Source organism: Halobacillus sp. H74 (assembly GCF_052246715.1).
Taxonomy (GTDB): Bacteria; Bacillota; Bacilli; order Bacillales; family Halobacillaceae; genus Halobacillus; species Halobacillus litoralis_A.
In genome coordinates this window covers 199,142-218,022 of the sequence record NZ_JBQQCI010000002.1, presented here as the reverse complement: position 1 = coordinate 218,022, position 18,881 = coordinate 199,142, and the positions used below count along the sequence as shown (strand labels likewise).

Sequence of the window (18,881 nt, the reverse complement as noted above, 5' to 3'; positions counted from 1 at the left end):
TATTATGACGCTACAGTTTCCAAAAAGACTATAATAAGTTTCTGACCTTCCACTAGACTCTTTCATTATGTACAAGCGCACATTTCTTCTCCATCGTGACAATCTCCCATCCTCTTGTCTATTTCTCTCATACTCTATTAGTAAATAGTGTAAAGGAGTGAAATAAATGAGTTGTAAATGTAAAAAAAGCAACTGTGTCTGTGAAAAGGTAAGAAAAATTGCCGCAGCACAGGACGAAGTTGCCAATAATGATTGCTGTCGTGCTGGTTCATGTGAGAAATCACTAAGAGATTTGCTTTCTCCTGCAGCGAATGGGAACGGAAATGACACGATTCCGTTCATGCTTCTATGTGGATGTGAAAGTGCACTTTCCGGTTTGCTTCCGTACTTTGCCTGGGGAGTAAGAAATGTCAACACATCCTGCTTCGGTCCCATTCCGTCTCCATTTTTCCGTGTTAAGAAAATCAAAGAGGATGACAAATGCTGCGCGGTTTTAGAACTGCTGTATCCGAGCTTGTGTGACGAAACACCAGATTCATTGCTAGACTTCATCGAATATGATGGATGGTTTGCAACAGGGGCTTGTGTAGAAGTGGATCTTAGTAACTTCACTGGTATCACGTGTTTCCCACCAACAACAACGATGACACCTACTGCTAGTAATATGCAAGCAGGTATCAATGCTGTTAATGCTCTACGCAATCAGCAAGCTAAATAATCAGGGGACACCTTGTATGATTTAAATGATAAAGCGACCTTACACTATGATAAGGTCGTTTTATTTATGTGTGACGGGTACTTAAATTCATGCTACTTTCTCTCTACTATACAGAGTAATCCAACTAAGGAGCTTTTCTATTCATCTTTTCAGGGCGGTGTATCCATTCATCCCGCAGCGTACAAAAAAGCCTCAACACGAAGAGTGTTGAGGCTTTTGTAAATATTAATAAGTTTGTAAGTATTGTTCACGTTCCCATGGATGAACCTGAGTACGGAACATATCCCATTCGATTTCCTTCGCTTCAATGAAGTGTTCGAAAAGGTGTTCCCCAAGTGCTTCAACCATGATCGGGTCTTGTTGCAACTCTTCAAGCGCATCATAAAGGGTAGCAGGAAGGTCTTTCACGCCATGAGCTTCACGTTCTTTTTTATCCATAACGTAGATATTACGATCGACAGGTGCTGGGGCTTCTAATTTATTTTCCACACCGTCGAGTCCGGCCGCAAGCAATACCGCCATGGCCATATAAGGGTTGGCCGCTGGATCGACACTACGTACTTCGATACGTGTGCTTAACCCACGTGAAGTCGGTACACGTACAAGCGGGCTTCGGTTTTGTCCAGACCAGGCGACATAACATGGCGCTTCATATCCTGGAACTAGACGCTTATACGAGTTGACTGTAGGATTCGTCACGGCTGTGAAGTTTGTTGCGTGTTTAATGATTCCTGCTGTGAACTGGTAAGCTACTTCAGAGAGCTGCTCTTTTCCATTTTCTTCAAAGAAGGCGTTACCATCTTTATTGAATAGGGACATGTTTGCGTGCATCCCGGATCCATTTACACCGAATAATGGTTTAGGCATGAATGTAGCATGTAAACCATGTTGACGTGCAATCGTTTTGACAACCAGTTTAAATGTCTGAATGTCATCACAATGTTTCACAGCATCGGAGTATTTAAAGTCAATCTCGTGCTGTCCCGGAGCTACTTCGTGGTGGGAAGCTTCAATTTCAAAACCTATTTCTTCAAGTTCAAGAACGATATCCCGACGACAGTTCTCGCCCAAATCGGTCGGTGCTAAATCAAAATATCCACCTTTATCATTGAGCTCCATCGTAGGATTTCCTTTTTCATCCAATTTAAACAGGAAGAATTCTGGTTCTGTTCCAATATTGAACGCAGAGAAACCAAGTTTCTCCATTTTCTTAATGTTTCGCTTCAGATTATAGCGCGGGCAACCTTCAAAAGGCGTTTTATCTGGGTTGTAAATGTCACAAATGAATCGTGCCACTTTCCCCTTTTCGGAAGTCCATGGGAAAACGACGAATGAGTCCAGGTCCGGTACTAAGTACATATCGGACTCTTCAATTCGAACGAAACCTTCAATAGAAGATCCATCGAACATCATCATTCCATCTAATGCTTTATCTAATTGGCTTAGTGGAATTTCCACGTTTTTGATTGTGCCCAGCATATCAGTGAACTGCAACCGAATGAACCGGACATTTTCCTCATCGATTTTTTTGTAAATTTCTTCTTTTGTCAAACCCATTACATCTTCCCCTCTCAACACTAATTAATGGAAGAATCTAGACATTTCTCCCTGCCTGATTCCCAATTTACCTTGCCTTCCCGCTGTGAATAGTTCTTGTTGGAGCATACGACGAAGTTCTTTTTCAGTCAGTTCATTATGGACTTCCTGAATTTGTTCTTCATCGTAAGCCTGGTTCTCTGGCTGTTTATCAAGCTTAAGAACTTTTTTAATCCCCGCCATGTTCACTCCTTGATCAATAAGGTCTTTGATTTCTAACAATCGATCGACGTCATTGAATGAGAACATACGGCGGTTCCCTTCTGATCGGGCCGGATGAATCAGCTGATGCTGTTCATAATACCGGATTTGCCGAGCAGTAAGGTCTGTTAAAGATTGAACAATCCCCATCGGGAACAAGGGCATTGAACGACGAATTTCATCACTCATCGATGTGCCTCCTCCCCATAAGAATGATACTTTAATTATACTTCAAGCAAGGTATATGTCAACATATGTGAGGAATGTTCACATAAGTAAATTTAACAAGTGAAACAGGTCGTTAACCTGCGCTTTTAATCAAGCTTAACCATTCCTTCTTCTATCAATTGTCCAGCAGCATTCAAGACAGCTATTTTGACATGAGCGTAAGTCAGCCCGCCTTGTACAAAGGCAGTATATGGCGGGCGGATCGGTCCATCTGCTGTCAACTCCAAACTTGCTCCTTGAATGAAAGTTCCTGCTGCCATGATAACTTCATCTTCATATCCCGGCATTGCGCTCGGTTGAGGTTTGACATGGGAATTTATCGGTGATGCCTGCTGGATGGTTTGACAGAATCGGATCATCTGTTCTGCAGTTTCAAAGTTGACAGATTGGATTAAATCGGTGCGCTCCGCATCAAAGGGAGGGCTTGTATGGAATCCCAGCAGATCAAGGAACCTGGCAGAAAATATCGCACCCTTCAATGCCTCTCCGACAATGTGGGGGGCGAGGAATATTCCCTGGTACATTTCTTGAAGACTATTGAGACTTGCACCGGTTTCTTTCCCTAACCCCGGGGCAGTCAAGCGGTAACTGCACTGTTCGATCAATCTTTTTCTCCCGGCTATGTATCCCCCAATGCGGGTAATTCCTCCTCCCGGGTTTTTAATTAAAGATCCCGCAATCAAATCGGCTCCTGCCTCCAAAGGTTCCTTTGTTTCTACAAATTCGCCATAACAGTTGTCGACAAATACGATGACATCCTTCTTCAGACTACGGATATACTTAATGATGGACGCTATTCGTTCTATATTGAATGATGGTCTGTCGTCATAGCCTTTTGAACGCTGGATCGCCACTACCTTTGTCTCACTCTTTACCGATTCACTTATCTTTGCTTCATCGAAGGACCCTTCCGCGGTTAATGGGACAGATTGATAAGTAACTCCAAAATCCTTCAACGAACCTTTGTCCTTATTCCCGGATGTCCCTATAACTTCTTCAAGTGTGTCATACGGTTCCCCGGAGATGTACAGGAGCTCATCCCCTGGCCGCAGCACTCCAAATAACGCCGTAGTTATTGCGTGTGTCCCTGAAATCAATTGAGGGCGTACGAGGGCATCCTCCGCATCGAAAATCTCCGCATAAAGAGCCTCTAATGTGTCTCGCCCGAAATCATCATAGCCGTACCCTGTGGTCGGATTGAAATGGGAGTCACTGACTCGTAATTTTTGAAAGGCGTGTAAGACTTTTTCTTGATTGGATTCGACGATTTTATTCACTTTGGCATGTTGCGCCGCTATTTGTTGTTCTGTATTCAACTTAATTTCTTTCAAGTCCATGTTGTTCTCTTCCTAACATTATAATATCTGATGTTTCAGAGGGTGGGCTGGATGGATGAATCCATGTAGCGCATATCCTTCTTTCTCTTCATAAAAATGCATGGAGGTAACCATACTGTATGATTTGAATTGCTGCAGCCTCTTCCCTTCTGAAGCATGTACAAACACATCGTATTCATGCCATTCTTCCTGGAGTACTCTTTCGATCTTATTCAATACCCGCTTTAAATCAATCGGGTCATGCACACTGACGGTCAAAGAAGGATAGGCATCAGGAATGAAGTCCTCCGTGAGTAAATCTTTTTTATTATACACAGTCAGAACGGGTAAATGATCGGCCCCCAAATCCTCCAGCAGCTTCAATACCGTTTTCTCCTGTTGAAGGTGGTCCGGGTGGGAAGCATCCACCATATGCAGAACGAAATCAGCTTCTGTCACCTCTTCCAAAGTCGAACGAAAGGCAGCGACCAATGTTGTCGGTAGATCTTGAATGAAGCCAACTGTATCTGAAACTAACGCTTGGAACCCTGATGGGAGACTCACTTGTCTAGTTAAAGGATCGAGAGTGGCGAACAGCAGATCTTCCTCAAAAGACTGGCTTTCAGTTACGCGATTGAAAAATGTTGATTTTCCGGCATTCGTATAACCGACAATCGCTATTTGAAAAGCGCGGTTGTCTTTGCGGCGCTTACGGTATTGCTCCCGTTGTTTAACTACAGCATCCAGCCGCTTCTTAATGTCATCAATTCGGCGACGGATGTGACGGCGGTCACTTTCCAGCTTTGTTTCACCAGGCCCCCGCGTCCCTATTCCCCCACCAAGGCGTGACATCTCTGTCCCTTGACCAGCCAGGCGTGGCAGCAAATATTGTAACTGAGCAAGTTCGACCTGCAATTTTCCTTCTTTTGTCCGGGCTCGAGAAGCAAAAATATCTAAAATCAACTGGCTGCGGTCAATGACTCGGCGTCCAACCTTTTCAGAAATATTCCGAAGTTGGCCTGGGGAAAGCTCGTCATTGAAAATAACGAGCTCCGCGCCCGAGTCATCCGCTTCCTGTTTGATTTCTTCTAATTTCCCTTCGCCCAGATATGTAGCCGGGTGAACCCGCTCTCGCTTTTGTGTGATGATCTTAGCGACTTCACCATCAGCTGTTTCAGTCAAAGATTGAAGTTCTTTCAAGGAGGACTGAAAGCGGTCCTCCAATTCGTCAGGATCTTTTCTTGCAACTAACACGACTAATTCTTTTTCACTCATCCTTACACCTACTTTTCTACATCTTCACCCCACCCATCATAACAAAAAAGCAACAGAAAAGAATCATATCGCTCACTAGTGGATGTAGGTATGTTTAGTCTGCACATTGAAATCTTCTGACTGCAGTGTCATCAAGGTTGTTTTCTTGGGATTAGGACTACCGATCACACGCCATGCATGCTTTCGTATAGCTTCTTCAATAAGGTTTCTTACATACCTCGCATTGGAAAAATTCTCACGTTTCTCCCAGCATACAGACTGTAAATGCTGATGCAATTTTCTTTTTGCTTCTTTTGTTAAACAATATTCCCTTTCCTCGATCATCCCAAAAGCGATAGCCGAAAGTTCTTCGGGATTATAATTGGAAAAAGAAAGCTGAATCGGGAACCTTGAAGCTAAGCCGGGATTGATCGTCAAAAAATCATCCATTTCATCAGGGTATCCTGCCAGGATGATGATCAATTCATCATGGTGGTCTTCCATACATTTCACCAGCGTATCAATAGCTTCTTTACCGAAGTCCTTCTCTCCTCCGCGGGCAAGCGAGTAAGCTTCATCTATGAAAAGTACCCCACCGAGAGCTTTACGAATCAATTCTTTCGTTTTTTGAGCGGTGTGACCGATATACTCACCGACTAAATCACTCCGGTCAGCTTCAATAAAATGCCCCTTTTCCAGAACATCGATTTCTTGAAACAATGCAGCCACCATCCGGGCTACTGTCGTTTTTCCTGTGCCGGGGTTCCCTTTGAAAACCATGTGTAACACCTGGGGGTTGGCTTTCAGACCGGCGTCTTTCCTTTTTTGAGTAATTAAAACCTGCGCATAGATTTCTTTCATGCGCTTTTTTAAATCCTGCATACCTATAATAGTAGAAAAAAATTCATCAATTCTACGAAAAGGGGTTGCCGGCTGTTCCCGCACGTCCTTCCTCGGATCAGGGACAGCTCTATCTTTTGTATCATTCAAGACGATATTGATCGCGCCAGGCTTCGCTGCTTTTGCTTGCGGATGCACATCGATCCCTCCTCATTCTCCTTCATCATACGTTGAAGGAAGAGATACTGTGACAAATGCCCACCTTTAAAACACATCAAAATGGGAGCCCCGAAAAGGACTCCCACATTGTTCTCGTTTGCAGCGATTAACCGCTATTCTTTATCCAACGACACATTTTTCATTGGTGCGAATGTCGAAATGGCGTGTTTAAATATCAATTGTTGCTTACCATCAGTTTCAAGGAGCACAGTAAAGTTGTCAAATGCTTTGATGACGCCTCTCAATTGGAAACCATTAAGCAGAAAGACAGTCACCTGCATACGTTCTTTTCTTAATTGATTCAAATAATTGTCTTGGATATTAACCGATTGGGCCATGGATCTTCCTCCTCTTTTCTATCTGTAATAATACGTTTCTACGTTTTAGCCTATCTTTCCTGCTAAATCGTCTAAAATAGTTTCAAATTTATCATTGTAATTGTTCTCATCGATTTCATACCATTGAATCTCCATTTTATTTTTAAAGTACGTGTATTGACGCTTTGCGTACCGTCTTGAATTTCGTTTCAACAGCTCGATGGAACGAGCAAGGCTATACTCTCCTCGAAAATAAGGGAGCAATTCTTTGTAACCGATCGCTTTCATGGATTGCGCTTCAGTCAAACCTTGCTTGTAGAGTCGTTGAACCTCTTCCACTAATCCTTCTTCGACCATTTGATCGACTCTCCGGTTGATACGACGATATAACAGCTCTCTATCCATCTCCAAACCGATCATAACCGGGCGGAAAGGAGATTCTCCAACCTGCTCCTTATGATACTCACTCATGACCTGTCCTGTAGTCTCATACAGCTCCAGGGCACGAATCAAACGCCGTTCATTGTTAGGATGAATCCGATTCGCCTGTTGGGGATCGACTGCATGAAGACGTTCGAACATATACTCTTTGCCCTTTTCTTCGAGTTCCTTTTCCAAGCGCTTGATAACCTCCGCATCTTTCTTCACATCTGAAAAATTGAAGTCTTCCAATGTAGCCTGTATGTATAAACCTGTCCCCCCGACGAGAACGGGAACCTTCCCACGTTCATAGACGTCGTTAATCAATTCCTGGACATCCGCCTGAAATTCAGCCACAGAAAAACTTTCATCCGGATCTTTGATATCGATCATATGGTGCGGTATACCACCCATCTCTTCTTCAGTGATTTTAGCAGTCCCGATATCCATCGTCCTGTAAACCTGCATGGAATCACCGCTAATCACCTCACCATCAAAGCGTTCAGCGATTTTGACTCCTAATTTCGATTTACCGACCGCTGTCGGTCCAACCACCGAAATGACTAAAGGTTTCATATTTCCACCTCCTACTCTTTGCTGCTACCTATTATACATGAATGGCTCTACAATCATACATCAAGACGTAAACTAACGTAAACCGTTACCACAACTAACGATTACCGTTAGTGAAAATCAAAATATCCGTTAGTCATGGTATCGCATTTCGTTAGTCTGTGTTATAGTATAGAAAAGGAGGCGTCTTAAGTGGTTCATGAAAGAATTCGTTCGCTTAGAAAAGAGAGACGTTTTACACAATCGATGTTAGCTGAAAAAGTCGGTGTCTCGGCACAAGTCGTATCGAACTGGGAGCGTAATTATACATCTCCAGATCTGGAGGATTTGACAAAAATCGCCCACTCTCTTCATACCACTGCAGATTATCTTCTCGGTTTAAGTGATGAATTTGAAGATGAAATGCGCGAAATCAAGCAGCTCCTGGAAACAAAGGGTTACAACAAACCAGTCTTTTTCGATAAAAAAGCATGGTTCGGCATTCAACCTGATGACATTAAGCAGATAGATAATTATTTCCGTTTCTTACTCCAACAAAAAGATATTTCCTGACTTCCCCTACTCTAATAAGTGGATAAAATAAAAAGCAATCATAAAAATATTATGTAAACATAAAAACAAAAAGAGGCTCCGCTGAGGGAGCCTACTGAAGAACTGCAACTTTCTGAGTTATGCATAGATGTAAAGAAGCCGCGTTGGACGATAAAATCGTCCAACGCGGCTTCTTTATTTCGGAGTCAATCGAGCTCTTACTTCTCCATGAGCTTTAGCGTTCTTTTTGACATTGACGGTGAATATCGCCACCATCCCTTTTACACTTAGAGGGCCTCATTGATTCCACGATGCTTGTTCGGTGGTCACGCCTGCGGGGACACCGGGCCGGAAGATCCATTTGGTCAAGGAATCTTCTGGACCCGGTTAACTGAGGCCGTGCCCGCGGCCAACATTCACCGACAAGCGATTCGTGTGAAGCAACAATAAAATTTAACAGGTCCTCTAGAGATGAAAAGGGTTTTACATTACTCGCTTGAACATTTTTTCCATTTCATACTCGGAAAAGAAAACGATGATCGGGCGGCCATGCGGGCAGGTGAATGGATCAGTCGATTTTCTTAAATCCTCCAACAACTGAAACATATCTGATTGATTAAGATAATGGTTCGCTTTTATGGAACGTTTGCATGACATGAGTATCGCCGCTTCTTCTCTCAGCTTGAGAATATCGATGCGATCCTCATTCATCAATTGCTGGATCATCTCATCGATCACTTCCTGCTCAAAACCTTTCGGAAACCATTGCGGATGGCTCCTGATGATGTAACTGGTTTCACCGAAAGTTTCAAAAAAGAGTCCCGCTTTTTCTAAATCTTCTCTGAATTCTTCAATCCGTAAACATTCTTGTTTAGAGAAATCAAACGTCATAGGTACAAGAAGCTCTTGCACTTCATGATCGACTTCTTTCAATTTATCACGGAAGAACTCATATTTGATCCTCTCTTGAGCGGCATGTTGATCAATGATGTACAATCCATCTTCGTTTTGAGCCATGATATAAGTCCCGTGAAGCTGGCCGATCGGATACATAGTCGGCACCCGGTTGCCCCCTTTTTCAGGAGGACTTACTTTTTCATGGGCTTCAGGGTCCTCTTCCGGCTTTTCGATTCCGGTTTCATAGGCAGCCATCTCTTTTACAAGTTCATCTTGTTCTGCATTATAAGAATCATGGTGAAGGGGCTCGTGCTGAGAGGTTTCGAACAGATGATCTGCTGCCGTCTCCCTCTGCCGGTGGGCCTCTTCTTTACGAGTTTCGTATAAATCAAAAGAACCCTGGTGAGATTTTTCTTTTTTCGGTTTGGCTTTTGTCTCCTGGACATCCGGGATGAGTGTTTGTTTACGAAAAGCCTGTCTGATCGTATCTTCGATCAACTCGAACAATTCCTTTTCCTTACTGAACCTTACTTCTAACTTAGATGGATGAACGTTCACATCAACAAGAATGGGGTCCATATCGATATTCAAAACGACAACCGGGCTTTTCCCAATAGGCAAGAGGGTATGATACCCACCGAGGATTGCTTTATTTAATGGGATACTGCGGATAAAACGTCCGTTTATGACTGTAGACATGTATTGACGGGAGGCTCTGTAGACTTCTGGTTTAGCAATATAACCCTTCACTTTGAAATCTGCCGTTTCCGCTTCCACGGGAACCATTTTTTTTGCGACATTCATGCCATATATATTCGCAACGACTTGAAGAAGCTCCCCGCGTCCATTTGTTTTGAATATTTGTTTTTCGTTATGAGTGCAGGTGAACTGGATTTCCGGATTAGCCAGCGCCATCCGGTTAAGAACATCAGTAATGTGGCCCAGTTCTGTATGGATGGTTTTCATATACTTCAATCGAGCCGGAGTATTGAAGAAAAGTTCTTCTACGGTAATATCCGTCCCTTGTCGCGCATCACTTTTTCCTTGCTGAAGGAGTGTCCCTCCTTCAAATTCCAGCTTTGTTCCTGCCTGGTCGCCGGTCGATGTTTGGACGCTCAGCCGGCTGACTGCTGCGATACTGGCAAGAGCTTCTCCCCGAAAACCTAGTGTACGCACATGGAACAGATCATTCTCATCCATGATCTTACTTGTGGCGTGTCGATGAAATGCACGTTCTACATCTTCTTTTTCCATCCCTGCACCATTGTCTATGATCCGGATACGCTGTAAACCAGCTTCCATCAAATCGACTTTCACCCATGTCGCCCCTGCATCAACACTGTTTTCTACCAGCTCTTTCACGACAGAGGCAGGGCGTTCGACGACTTCTCCAGCAGCTATTTTATTGGCTAAATGGTCAGGCATCAGTCGGATACGCGCCATCTCTGTTCCCCCCTTTAAGACTTGATACGTTTTTGCAAACGGTATAACTCGTTCATTGCATCCATCGGAGTCATTTCCATTAGATCCATTGCTTTCAATTGCTTTTCAATGGATGATGGATTCGCTTTTTTCTCAGCAGGCTTCTCTTTTTTCTCTTCTATGAAAAGACTCAGCTGTTCATCAGTTTCACTTGTTGCTGCTGCTTCATCGCCAGCAGAGGTATTTTCCAACTGATGCAGCAGCTGTGAGGCACGATCAATTAACACTTCTGGCAGCTCGGCAAGCTTAGCCACGTGAATACCATAACTTTCATCAGCGGGACCTTCTTTGATTTGGTGAAGGAATACGACATTCCCTTCATATTCTTCTGCACGGACATGGACATTCTTCAATCGCTCTAACTGTTCATCAAGCGTTGTAAGCTCATGATAGTGGGTGGAAAATAATGTTTTAGCTTTGATTTTCCCATGTATATATTCAACGATCGCTTGAGCCAAAGCCATACCATCGTATGTGCTTGTGCCCCGACCGATTTCATCGAGGAGAATCATACTATTCTCTGTCGCATTACTTAGCGCGTGATTGGCTTCAAGCATTTCCACCATAAACGTACTATGTCCTGAAACAAGATCATCTGCCGCTCCGATCCTGGTGAAAATCTGATCGAAAATCGGCAGGGAAGCTGATTCACATGGAACGAAACAACCCATCTGCCCTAAAATCGCCGTCAAAGCCAGTTGCCGCATATAAGTACTTTTCCCTGACATATTAGGGCCAGTAATAAGCAGAACATCCGTTTCCTCATCCATATAAATATCGTTAGGGACAAAGGTTCCGTCCTGCATAACTTTTTCTACTACTGGGTGGCGGCCTTGTTTGATATCAACAATCCGTTCTTCTCCATATGAAGGGCGGACATATTGATTGGCCTCTGCTACTTGAGCGAAACTTTGCAGGACGTCTACGCGACTGATTTGATCAGCAAGATTTTGAAGTTCCTGGACAAATGCCTTCACCTTTTCTCTAATTTCCAGGAAAAGTTCATATTCCAATTCTACACTTTTATCTTGAGCTTCTAAGATCATCGTTTCTTTTTCTTTCAGCTCAGGAGTAATAAAGCGCTCCGCATTTGTCAATGTCTGCTTGCGTTCATACATTCCTTCCGGCAAATGACGCAAGTTCGCTTTCGTCACTTCAATATAATAACCGAACACCCGATTGTAGCCGATTTTCAATGATTTGATACCGGTCGCTTCTCTCTCTTTTTGTTCTAACTGAGCGATCCACTGCTTTCCATTTTTCGATGCATCCCGATACTCATCTAATTGTGTATGATATCCATCACGGATTAAGTCCCCTTCTTTGATCGTAATCGGAGGATCTTCGCTGATGCTTTCTTCCAACAAGTCTTTCAAATCTTCAAGCGGATTGACGGTTTCATAAAGTTCACGAATCGAAGGGTGGTCAAATTGAGATAGAGTATACAGTATCCCCGGGATTCTGTTAAGGGAGTTCCGTAACTGAACAAGATCTCTTGCATTGACATTCCCATATGCCACACGCCCGGCCAACCGTTCCAAATCATAGACAGAAGTCAATTCTTCCCGAAGCGTTTCCCTTTCGAAAAATTGTGCAAGGAAACCTTCCACCTGATTATGCCGCTCGGAAATTGCATCCTGTGATAACAACGGACGCTCCATCCATTTTTTCAACATTCTGGCACCCATCGAGGTAATGGTCTTGTCTACTACAGAAAGCAGACTTCCCGCTTTGCCTTGTTTCCTTAAAGTTTCCAGCAACTCCAGGTTTCGCTTAGAGTACATATCCAATGTCATATATTCCTTCAGTTCGATGACGCTGACAGGTTGCAGGTGACCCAAGGTTCTTTTCTGGGTATGCTGGATATAGTTGAGCAGCCTTCCGAAGCCTACAAGGAGCTTATCCTGATGAAGCTCTTTGACAAGTGGGTGAAATTCGGTTTGAATTTCGGTTTCGTCCTGATAGGAGACGGTATAGCCTAACCGGTCTGCCAGCATTTCCTGTTGGCTGTCTTGAAAATCTGAAGCTACGACGACTTCCTTTACGGGACGGCTGTACAATTCACTCAATGCAGCGTCAAAACCGCCAGGAATGAGTGCAACACTATTTTCTCCTGTTGTCAGGTCATTGTAGCTTACCGTATATGAACCATCAGGAAAAGCACTTAAAGAGGCTAAGTAATTGTTCTCTTTTTCGTTCAGCATACTTCCTTCCATTACAGTACCAGGCGTAATCAACTGGACCACTTCACGCCTGACCACTCCTTTAGCAGTCTTAGGGTCCTCGACTTGCTCACAAATGGCTACTTTGAAACCTTTTTCAATCAACTGTCTTATGTAATTTTCGGCTGAATGGTAGGGTACACCACACATAGGGATTCGATCATTCGACCCTCCATCACGACTTGTCAATGTAATTTCCAGTTCTTGGGATGCTTTTAACGCATCATCAAAAAACAATTCATAAAAATCACCTAAACGAAAGAAAAGGAACGCATCCTTTTGTTCTGCTTTGATCTTTAAGTATTGCTGCATCATTGGTGTATATTGTGCCATAAGGTCAGTCCTCCAAAGCGTACGTATTGATTATGTCCTTATTATAGCACACACGGCAAGCCGGCTTGAAACGCAAAAGCTTACCAGATCCATCATCGACACTGCTCCGAAATCATTTGATAAGGTCCTTCCACATACTAAGAACTGAGTACTTTTGCATAAAAATCGATCCCGCATCCCCCGCTATAGTTGAAGTTGGATTTACTTTACATACGGATACTTTAAAACCTGCTTTTGAATCATTGAAAAATCAAAATGAGTAAAAGACAGCAAAAAAAAAAGAAATCCTCGCTGGGACAGCAAGGAATCAACAGGTCAATCTTTTTTATCATGACTACTTGAAGATGATGGAAGGAAGTCCGTTTCAATAGCAGAAAAATCATCGGAAGACAAGTCGTACTCATAATCACCTTTGTTGTCGCAACCATGTGGATCGACTTTTACGCACAATTTCGTTTCACCAATGACATCGACGATAAACTCTCTCTCTACTTCTACAACGATTTTCTGACCATTTCCAGTGATGTTTGCTTCCAGACAGTTCGGTTGTTGGACGACCTTGGCAATCACCTCAAATTCATCATGTACGCAATTATCATCTTTGACAGCCAATTTGACGTGATCGCAATAGCTGACACGCTCTGTGACTACCTCTGTTTTCGTATTGTCATTATACGAATACCAGACGTTGATGTCATAACTGCCTGAAACCTCGACGTGATCCCCTTTCTTCTTCGCATTGTAAATGTGGTTGATGACCCAACAACCTAGAATGCTTGTCGGCCGATGCGAAGGACTGATTGTGTGTGTTGATTCTGTAAACTTTTTACCTTTTCCGATTACAGCCTTGGTAATGATTTCTCTGTAATCCCGCTCAAAAAAAGACATAGGGTTTCATTCCTCCTTATTCTACCACCCATCCTATGCAAGGATTGGGCGAATGGTGACTAACAGGAACATGACTTAAGGACGTGTTTAATTCATTCTATGCACGAGCCCATAAAATTGTACGAAAAAAATCCGCCAGAGAGAAAAACCCTCTGACGGATGTATATGCATCAACGGCTGCAGCCATTACTTTGTTTGTGAGAACCTGTTTCCCCTTGCAGAACATCTCCCCCAGTCGAGCGAATTACTTCATTCGTAACTTCACGGGAAATGGTGTTTGAAATCATTTGAAGAATATCATTGATAACAGTTTGCGATTCTTTGAATTCCGCAACAACCGGAACCCCATCCAGTTCATCTTGCAGACGATCGATCTCTTTTTCAATTTTTTGCAAGGCTTCAGTCTTACCATAAGCTTGAAAATTGACGGCTTGTTTTTGCAAAGCTTTGATTTTCTTTATATGGGATTGAACTTTTTGATTGTCGTTCAGTTTTGCTTCGAGTTGTTTAAAGCGATCGATTTCTTCAATTTCCGCCATCATTTTCGCTAATTTATGTGCTTCATCTACGACTTCTTTTCTTGTATATTGTGCCATTTATTTCACCTCTGCGTTTAATTCAACCATTTCTCCATCAAGAGACCAGGTTTTTGCTTTTATTATTTTTACAGGGAGGATCTGTCCAATCGCAGCCCGGGGAGCTCTGAAGTTCACTAATTTATTTCGTTTGGTATAACCGGCTAATACATCAGGGTTGGTTTTACTTTCCCCTTCCACGAGTACATGAACGATTTCCCCTTCATATTCCTTCATGGCGTCAGCAGATTGTTGATTGACAATTTTGTTGAGTCTTTGAAGACGGTCTTTTTTCTCTTCCATCGAAACATTATCTTTCATTTTTGCTGCCGGTGTGTTTTCACGCGGCGAATAAATGAAGGTGTAAGCAGCTTCGAAGCCGACTTCTTCCACTAGTGATAATGTATCCTGGAATTGCTCTTCTGTTTCATTCGGAAACCCTACGATGATATCTGTTGTCAGTGTAGCTTCAGGCATCGCTGTCCGAATTCTTTCTACAAGCTCAAGATATTCTTCCCTGGAGTATTTTCGACCCATGATTTTCAGGACCTCTGAGTTACCTGACTGTACAGGGAGGTGTATATGATCAAGCATATTGCCACCCTTAGCCAGCACTTCAATCAGCCGGTCATCAAAATCGCGTGGATGTGATGTCGTAAACCGGACACGAGGAATGTCGATGCCGCGAAGTTCATCCATCAAGTCTCCTAAACCATATTCAATGTCGAGATCTTTGCCATATGCATTGACATTCTGGCCCAGTAAAGTGATTTCTTTATATCCTTGAGCAGCTAAATGACGAACTTCTTGAATAATATCTTTCGGCAGACGACTTCGTTCTTTCCCACGAGTATACGGAACAATGCAGTACGTACAGAACTTGTCACAACCGTACATGATGTTCACCCATGCTTTGATATTCCCTTTACGGGAACGCGGAAGGTTTTCAATAATGTCCCCTTCTTTTGACCACACATCAATAACCATTTCTTTTCCGAACATCGCTTCTTTGACAAGCTGGGGAAGTCTGTGGATATTGTGTGTGCCGAAAATCAAATCAATGAATGGGTGTTTTTTCAGAATACGATTGACCACGGATTCTTCTTGTGACATGCAGCCACAAATACCGATGATCAAATTAGGATTCTCCATTTTCAAAGGCTTCAAGTGTCCGATTTCCCCAAACACTTTGTTTTCCGCATTCTCCCTGATCGCACATGTATTCAGTAATATGATATCTGCTTCTTTTGTATCTTTCGTAGCTTCGTAACCCATTTCTTCGAAAATTCCAGCCATGACTTCAGTATCGTGCTCATTCATTTGGCACCCGTATGTACGGATCATATACTTTTTACCTTTACCGGAGTGATCCATATCTTCAGGGATTTCGAAGTCATAATGCACGTCGGTCTCTTTCCGTTTACGACGCTGGGCATCTCTCATATTAGGTGGTTGATAAGTTGTTTCGAAATATTTTACAAAATCTTCACTCGTCTTTTCTTTTAGACGATTCAGATTGTCTTGGTCAGACGTTTGTTCTTCTTGATTTACCTGACGAATTTGCGACGTTTCTTTACGCTGTTGTTCGTTCATTGTGATCTCCTTTCAAACCGGTCCTTCTAACTGTACCATTATATCAATTTTTACACTAAAAATTAAGTATAAACAATAATTCACTTATTTTTCACAGAATCATCGACGCTCTCATGAAAATTTTTCTCTGCTCATCTTTATAAAGGCAACTTAAAACGCATTTTTCCTGAAGCATCGATAGGAGTGAATACATCCGTACAGGGAAGCGATTCTGCTTCACGGAAAAGGGGAATATTTCAAACTTTTCCTGAACACGAAAAAAGCCGCTGTGAGTTAGTCACAGCGGCTTTTGACTTATACAATTCCTAATTTCTTTCCGACTTTTTCAAAAGCATCAAGAGCTTCTTGCAACTCTTCTTTAGAGTGTTCAGCCGTTACAATCGTCCGGATTCTCCCTTTGCCTCTTTGAACAGTCGGGAAAACAATTCCTTGAGCGAAGACGCCTTCTCCGAATAATTCATCAGAGAATTTATGGGTTAGGGCATCATCCCCAATCATTACTGGCGTAACAGGTGTTTCACTGATCCCCGTGTCGAACCCTAGAGTATTCAATCCATCTTTGAAAAATTTCGTATTATCCCACAGCTTGTCGATCAGTTCCGGCTCTTCAAGCAGAACATCTACAGCCGCATCGTTAGCCGCTGTGACTGCTGGCGGGTGAGAAGTACTGAATAGGAAAGGACGTCCTTTGTGAATCAAGTATTCTCTTAATGTTTGCGTACTTGCTACATATCCGCCAAGCACCCCGATCGCCTTACTCAAAGTACCGACTTGGATATGCACCCGGCCATCCAGGTTAAAGTGGTTGACGGTACCACGGCCATTATCACCGAGGACACCGCTTGCGTGGGCATCATCAACCATTATCAATGCATCGTATTTTTCTGCCAATTCCACGATTTCAGGAAGAGGTGCGATGTTTCCGTCCATTGAAAAAACACCATCTGTGACAACGAGACGTGTGCGGTAATCAGCACTCTGCTGTAATGCTTCTTCAAGAGACTCCATATCCACGTGCTTGTAAATTTTACGATCTGCTTTTGTCAACCGGATCCCATCAATGATAGAAGCATGGTTAAGCTCATCTGAAATGACCACATCTTCTTTTCCTAGTATGGAAGAGAGAACCCCCTGGTTTGTAGTAAAACCGGATTGGAACACAAGTGCGGCTTCCGTATGTTTGAACTTCGCCAGCTTTTCTTCAAAGTCTTCATGCATCTTCAGTGTCCCAGCGATCGTACGAACAGATCCTGTTCCAACACCATATTGTTCATTAGCACGATCTGCTGCCTCTTTCATTCTTGGATGGGAAGTCAATCCTAAGTAGTTGTTCGAGGAAAGTTGGATCACTTCTTTGCCTTTGATTTTCACTTTAGAGCCTTGAGCAGACTCCAGTGGGATCAACTTACGAAATGTCCCTTCCTCCTGCATCTCATCCAATTCTTTTTGTAAGTATTCAAAACCTTTCATAAAACATCCTCCTTTACAATTAAGGGTGTAAGACCACTTTTCCACATTGCCCCTGATTCATCAAGTCAAAACCTTTTTCAAATTCGTCTAAACTCAAGTGATGTGTAATCATCGGTGTAACATCTACTTGACCTGATTGAAGAAGTCTGGATACTTGCTGCCAAGTTTCATACATTTTGCGTCCTGTAATCCCCTGGACTTCAACACCTTTGAAAACGATATCATTGGTGACATCCAAACTAACTCGCTTGGTCGGTAAGCTTAATATCGATACACGCCCGCCATTTGTGATCATTTTGAATCCTTGATCCATCGCAACGGGATGACCGCTCATCTCACAAACAACATCGACACCATGACCATCTGTTAAGTTACGTGCTGTTTCAACAGGATCGATCTCTCCGGAATGAACGGTGGTTGTCGCACCCATTTTCTCTGCCAGATCAAGCCTATAGTCATTCAAGTCAAAAGCGAGCACTTGAGAAGCACCTGCCGCTTTCGCTACACCGACGGCCATCAGACCAATCGGACCGCAACCGATAACAGCCACTGATTTCCCGGCGACATCTCCGTTCAGAACAGTATGTACCGCATTTCCCATCGGCTCTTGTATGGAGGCGATATCAGTTGGCAGATCTTCAGGGTTCTTCCACAAATTATCCGCTGGAAGTGCAACATATTCCGCAAAACAGCCTTGAGTGTCGACACCAATGATTTTAGTATTTTCACATATATGGAATTTACCCGTCAGGCATTGCGGGCAATGACCACAAACGAGGTGAGTCTCTGCACTCACATAATCACCTTTGGTAAAGTTAGTTACTTTTGCTCCAACTTTTACAATTTCACCAGAAAATTCATGTCCGAATACATAAGGCGGCTGGACTCGACTTTCTGACCATTCGTCCCAATTATAAATATGGACATCCGTGCCACAAATAGAAGTGGCTTTAACCCGTATCAATACTTCGTCTTCGCGGATTTGAGGAATCGCTACTTCTTGAAGCTCTGCTCCTACACCGCGGTGATGTTTAACGATCGCTTTCATCGTTCCATTCACAGTGAACACTCCTAACCTACATAAAATCTATGTAATCCTTTTATATAGATTATAGTAACATGAATAGAGAATAACGCAAATATAGATGTCCACTGGAAAAACACATATGGCTATGTCTATTACGATTGGGAAACTATCGGACATCTTC

Annotated in this window: 17 protein-coding genes; 3 read left to right on the top strand and 14 right to left on the bottom strand. The window is 43.0% G+C overall.

All coding sequences use genetic code 11. The features are described 5' to 3' along the window. Positions 1-166 precede the first annotated feature (166 nt). Complete coding sequence (locus tag ACTWPX_RS04305) at positions 167-718, top strand: CotY/CotZ family spore coat protein (protein WP_443118645.1); 552 nt, start codon at positions 167-169, stop codon at positions 716-718. Between the two features lie 225 nt (positions 719-943). Here ACTWPX_RS04305 and glnA read toward each other — a convergent pair whose 3' ends face one another. The 7 genes from glnA to miaA all read right to left on the bottom strand — a co-directional run bounded on the left by glnA (position 944) and on the right by miaA (position 7,685). Continuing rightward, positions 944-2,275: a type I glutamate--ammonia ligase gene (gene glnA, locus ACTWPX_RS04300; protein WP_443118644.1), complete on the bottom strand. Its 1,332-nt coding sequence runs from the start codon at positions 2,273-2,275 to the stop codon at positions 944-946. A 24-nt stretch (positions 2,276-2,299) separates the two neighbouring features. Continuing rightward, on the bottom strand, positions 2,300-2,704 hold the full coding sequence (locus tag ACTWPX_RS04295) for a MerR family transcriptional regulator (protein ID WP_128522678.1): 405 nt from the start codon (positions 2,702-2,704) through the stop codon (positions 2,300-2,302). A 125-nt stretch (positions 2,705-2,829) separates the two neighbouring features. Further along, on the bottom strand, positions 2,830-4,080 hold the full coding sequence (locus tag ACTWPX_RS04290) for a methionine gamma-lyase family protein (RefSeq protein ID WP_443118643.1): 1,251 nt from the start codon (positions 4,078-4,080) through the stop codon (positions 2,830-2,832). 18 nt (positions 4,081-4,098) lie between these two features. After that, entirely contained in the window at positions 4,099-5,334 is a 1,236-nt protein-coding gene (gene hflX / locus ACTWPX_RS04285; protein WP_443118642.1) for a GTPase HflX, read from the bottom strand. A 75-nt stretch (positions 5,335-5,409) separates the two neighbouring features. Continuing rightward, positions 5,410-6,351: an AAA family ATPase gene (locus ACTWPX_RS04280; protein WP_241655915.1), complete on the bottom strand. Its 942-nt coding sequence runs from the start codon at positions 6,349-6,351 to the stop codon at positions 5,410-5,412. 134 nt (positions 6,352-6,485) lie between these two features. After that, positions 6,486-6,710: an RNA chaperone Hfq gene (gene hfq / locus ACTWPX_RS04275; protein WP_128522681.1), complete on the bottom strand. Its 225-nt coding sequence runs from the start codon at positions 6,708-6,710 to the stop codon at positions 6,486-6,488. Positions 6,711-6,755: 45 nt separating this feature from the next. Beyond that, entirely contained in the window at positions 6,756-7,685 is a 930-nt protein-coding gene (gene miaA, locus ACTWPX_RS04270; protein WP_443118641.1) for a tRNA (adenosine(37)-N6)-dimethylallyltransferase MiaA, read from the bottom strand. Between the two features lie 189 nt (positions 7,686-7,874). Here miaA and ACTWPX_RS04265 point away from each other — a divergent pair, with 189 nt between their 5' ends. After that, on the top strand, positions 7,875-8,234 hold the full coding sequence (locus ACTWPX_RS04265) for a helix-turn-helix domain-containing protein (RefSeq protein ID WP_443118640.1): 360 nt from the start codon (positions 7,875-7,877) through the stop codon (positions 8,232-8,234). Between the two features lie 279 nt (positions 8,235-8,513). Continuing rightward, on the top strand, positions 8,514-8,663 hold the full coding sequence (locus tag ACTWPX_RS04260) for a hypothetical protein (protein ID WP_443118639.1): 150 nt from the start codon (positions 8,514-8,516) through the stop codon (positions 8,661-8,663). A 33-nt stretch (positions 8,664-8,696) separates the two neighbouring features. On the opposite strand, the gene mutL is transcribed toward ACTWPX_RS04260, so the two are convergent. The 7 genes from mutL to tdh all read right to left on the bottom strand — a co-directional run bounded on the left by mutL (position 8,697) and on the right by tdh (position 18,733). Further along, the gene (mutL, locus tag ACTWPX_RS04255) at positions 8,697-10,553 is read right to left on the bottom strand and encodes a DNA mismatch repair endonuclease MutL (RefSeq protein ID WP_443118638.1); all 1,857 of its coding nucleotides are present in this window, start codon (positions 10,551-10,553) and stop codon (positions 8,697-8,699) included. Between the two features lie 14 nt (positions 10,554-10,567). Next, positions 10,568-13,147, bottom strand: coding sequence for a DNA mismatch repair protein MutS (gene mutS, locus ACTWPX_RS04250; protein WP_443118637.1), 2,580 nt, complete (start codon positions 13,145-13,147; stop codon positions 10,568-10,570). 315 nt (positions 13,148-13,462) lie between these two features. After that, on the bottom strand, positions 13,463-14,035 hold the full coding sequence (locus ACTWPX_RS04245; RefSeq protein WP_443118636.1) for an outer spore coat protein CotE: 573 nt from the start codon (positions 14,033-14,035) through the stop codon (positions 13,463-13,465). A 170-nt stretch (positions 14,036-14,205) separates the two neighbouring features. Continuing rightward, positions 14,206-14,631 carry a RicAFT regulatory complex protein RicA family protein gene (locus ACTWPX_RS04240; protein ID WP_443118635.1) on the bottom strand — a complete coding sequence of 142 codons (426 nt, stop codon included), beginning with the start codon at positions 14,629-14,631 and terminating at the stop codon, positions 14,206-14,208. After that, on the bottom strand, positions 14,632-16,203 hold the full coding sequence (miaB, locus tag ACTWPX_RS04235; RefSeq protein ID WP_443118634.1) for a tRNA (N6-isopentenyl adenosine(37)-C2)-methylthiotransferase MiaB: 1,572 nt from the start codon (positions 16,201-16,203) through the stop codon (positions 14,632-14,634). A gap of 294 nt (positions 16,204-16,497) precedes the next feature. Further along, a complete protein-coding gene (locus ACTWPX_RS04230; protein ID WP_443118633.1) occupies positions 16,498-17,673 on the bottom strand; it encodes a glycine C-acetyltransferase in 1,176 nt (391 codons plus the stop codon). A gap of 19 nt (positions 17,674-17,692) precedes the next feature. After that, the gene (gene tdh, locus ACTWPX_RS04225; RefSeq protein ID WP_443118632.1) at positions 17,693-18,733 is read right to left on the bottom strand and encodes an L-threonine 3-dehydrogenase; all 1,041 of its coding nucleotides are present in this window, start codon (positions 18,731-18,733) and stop codon (positions 17,693-17,695) included. Between the last annotated feature and the right edge of the window lie 148 nt (positions 18,734-18,881).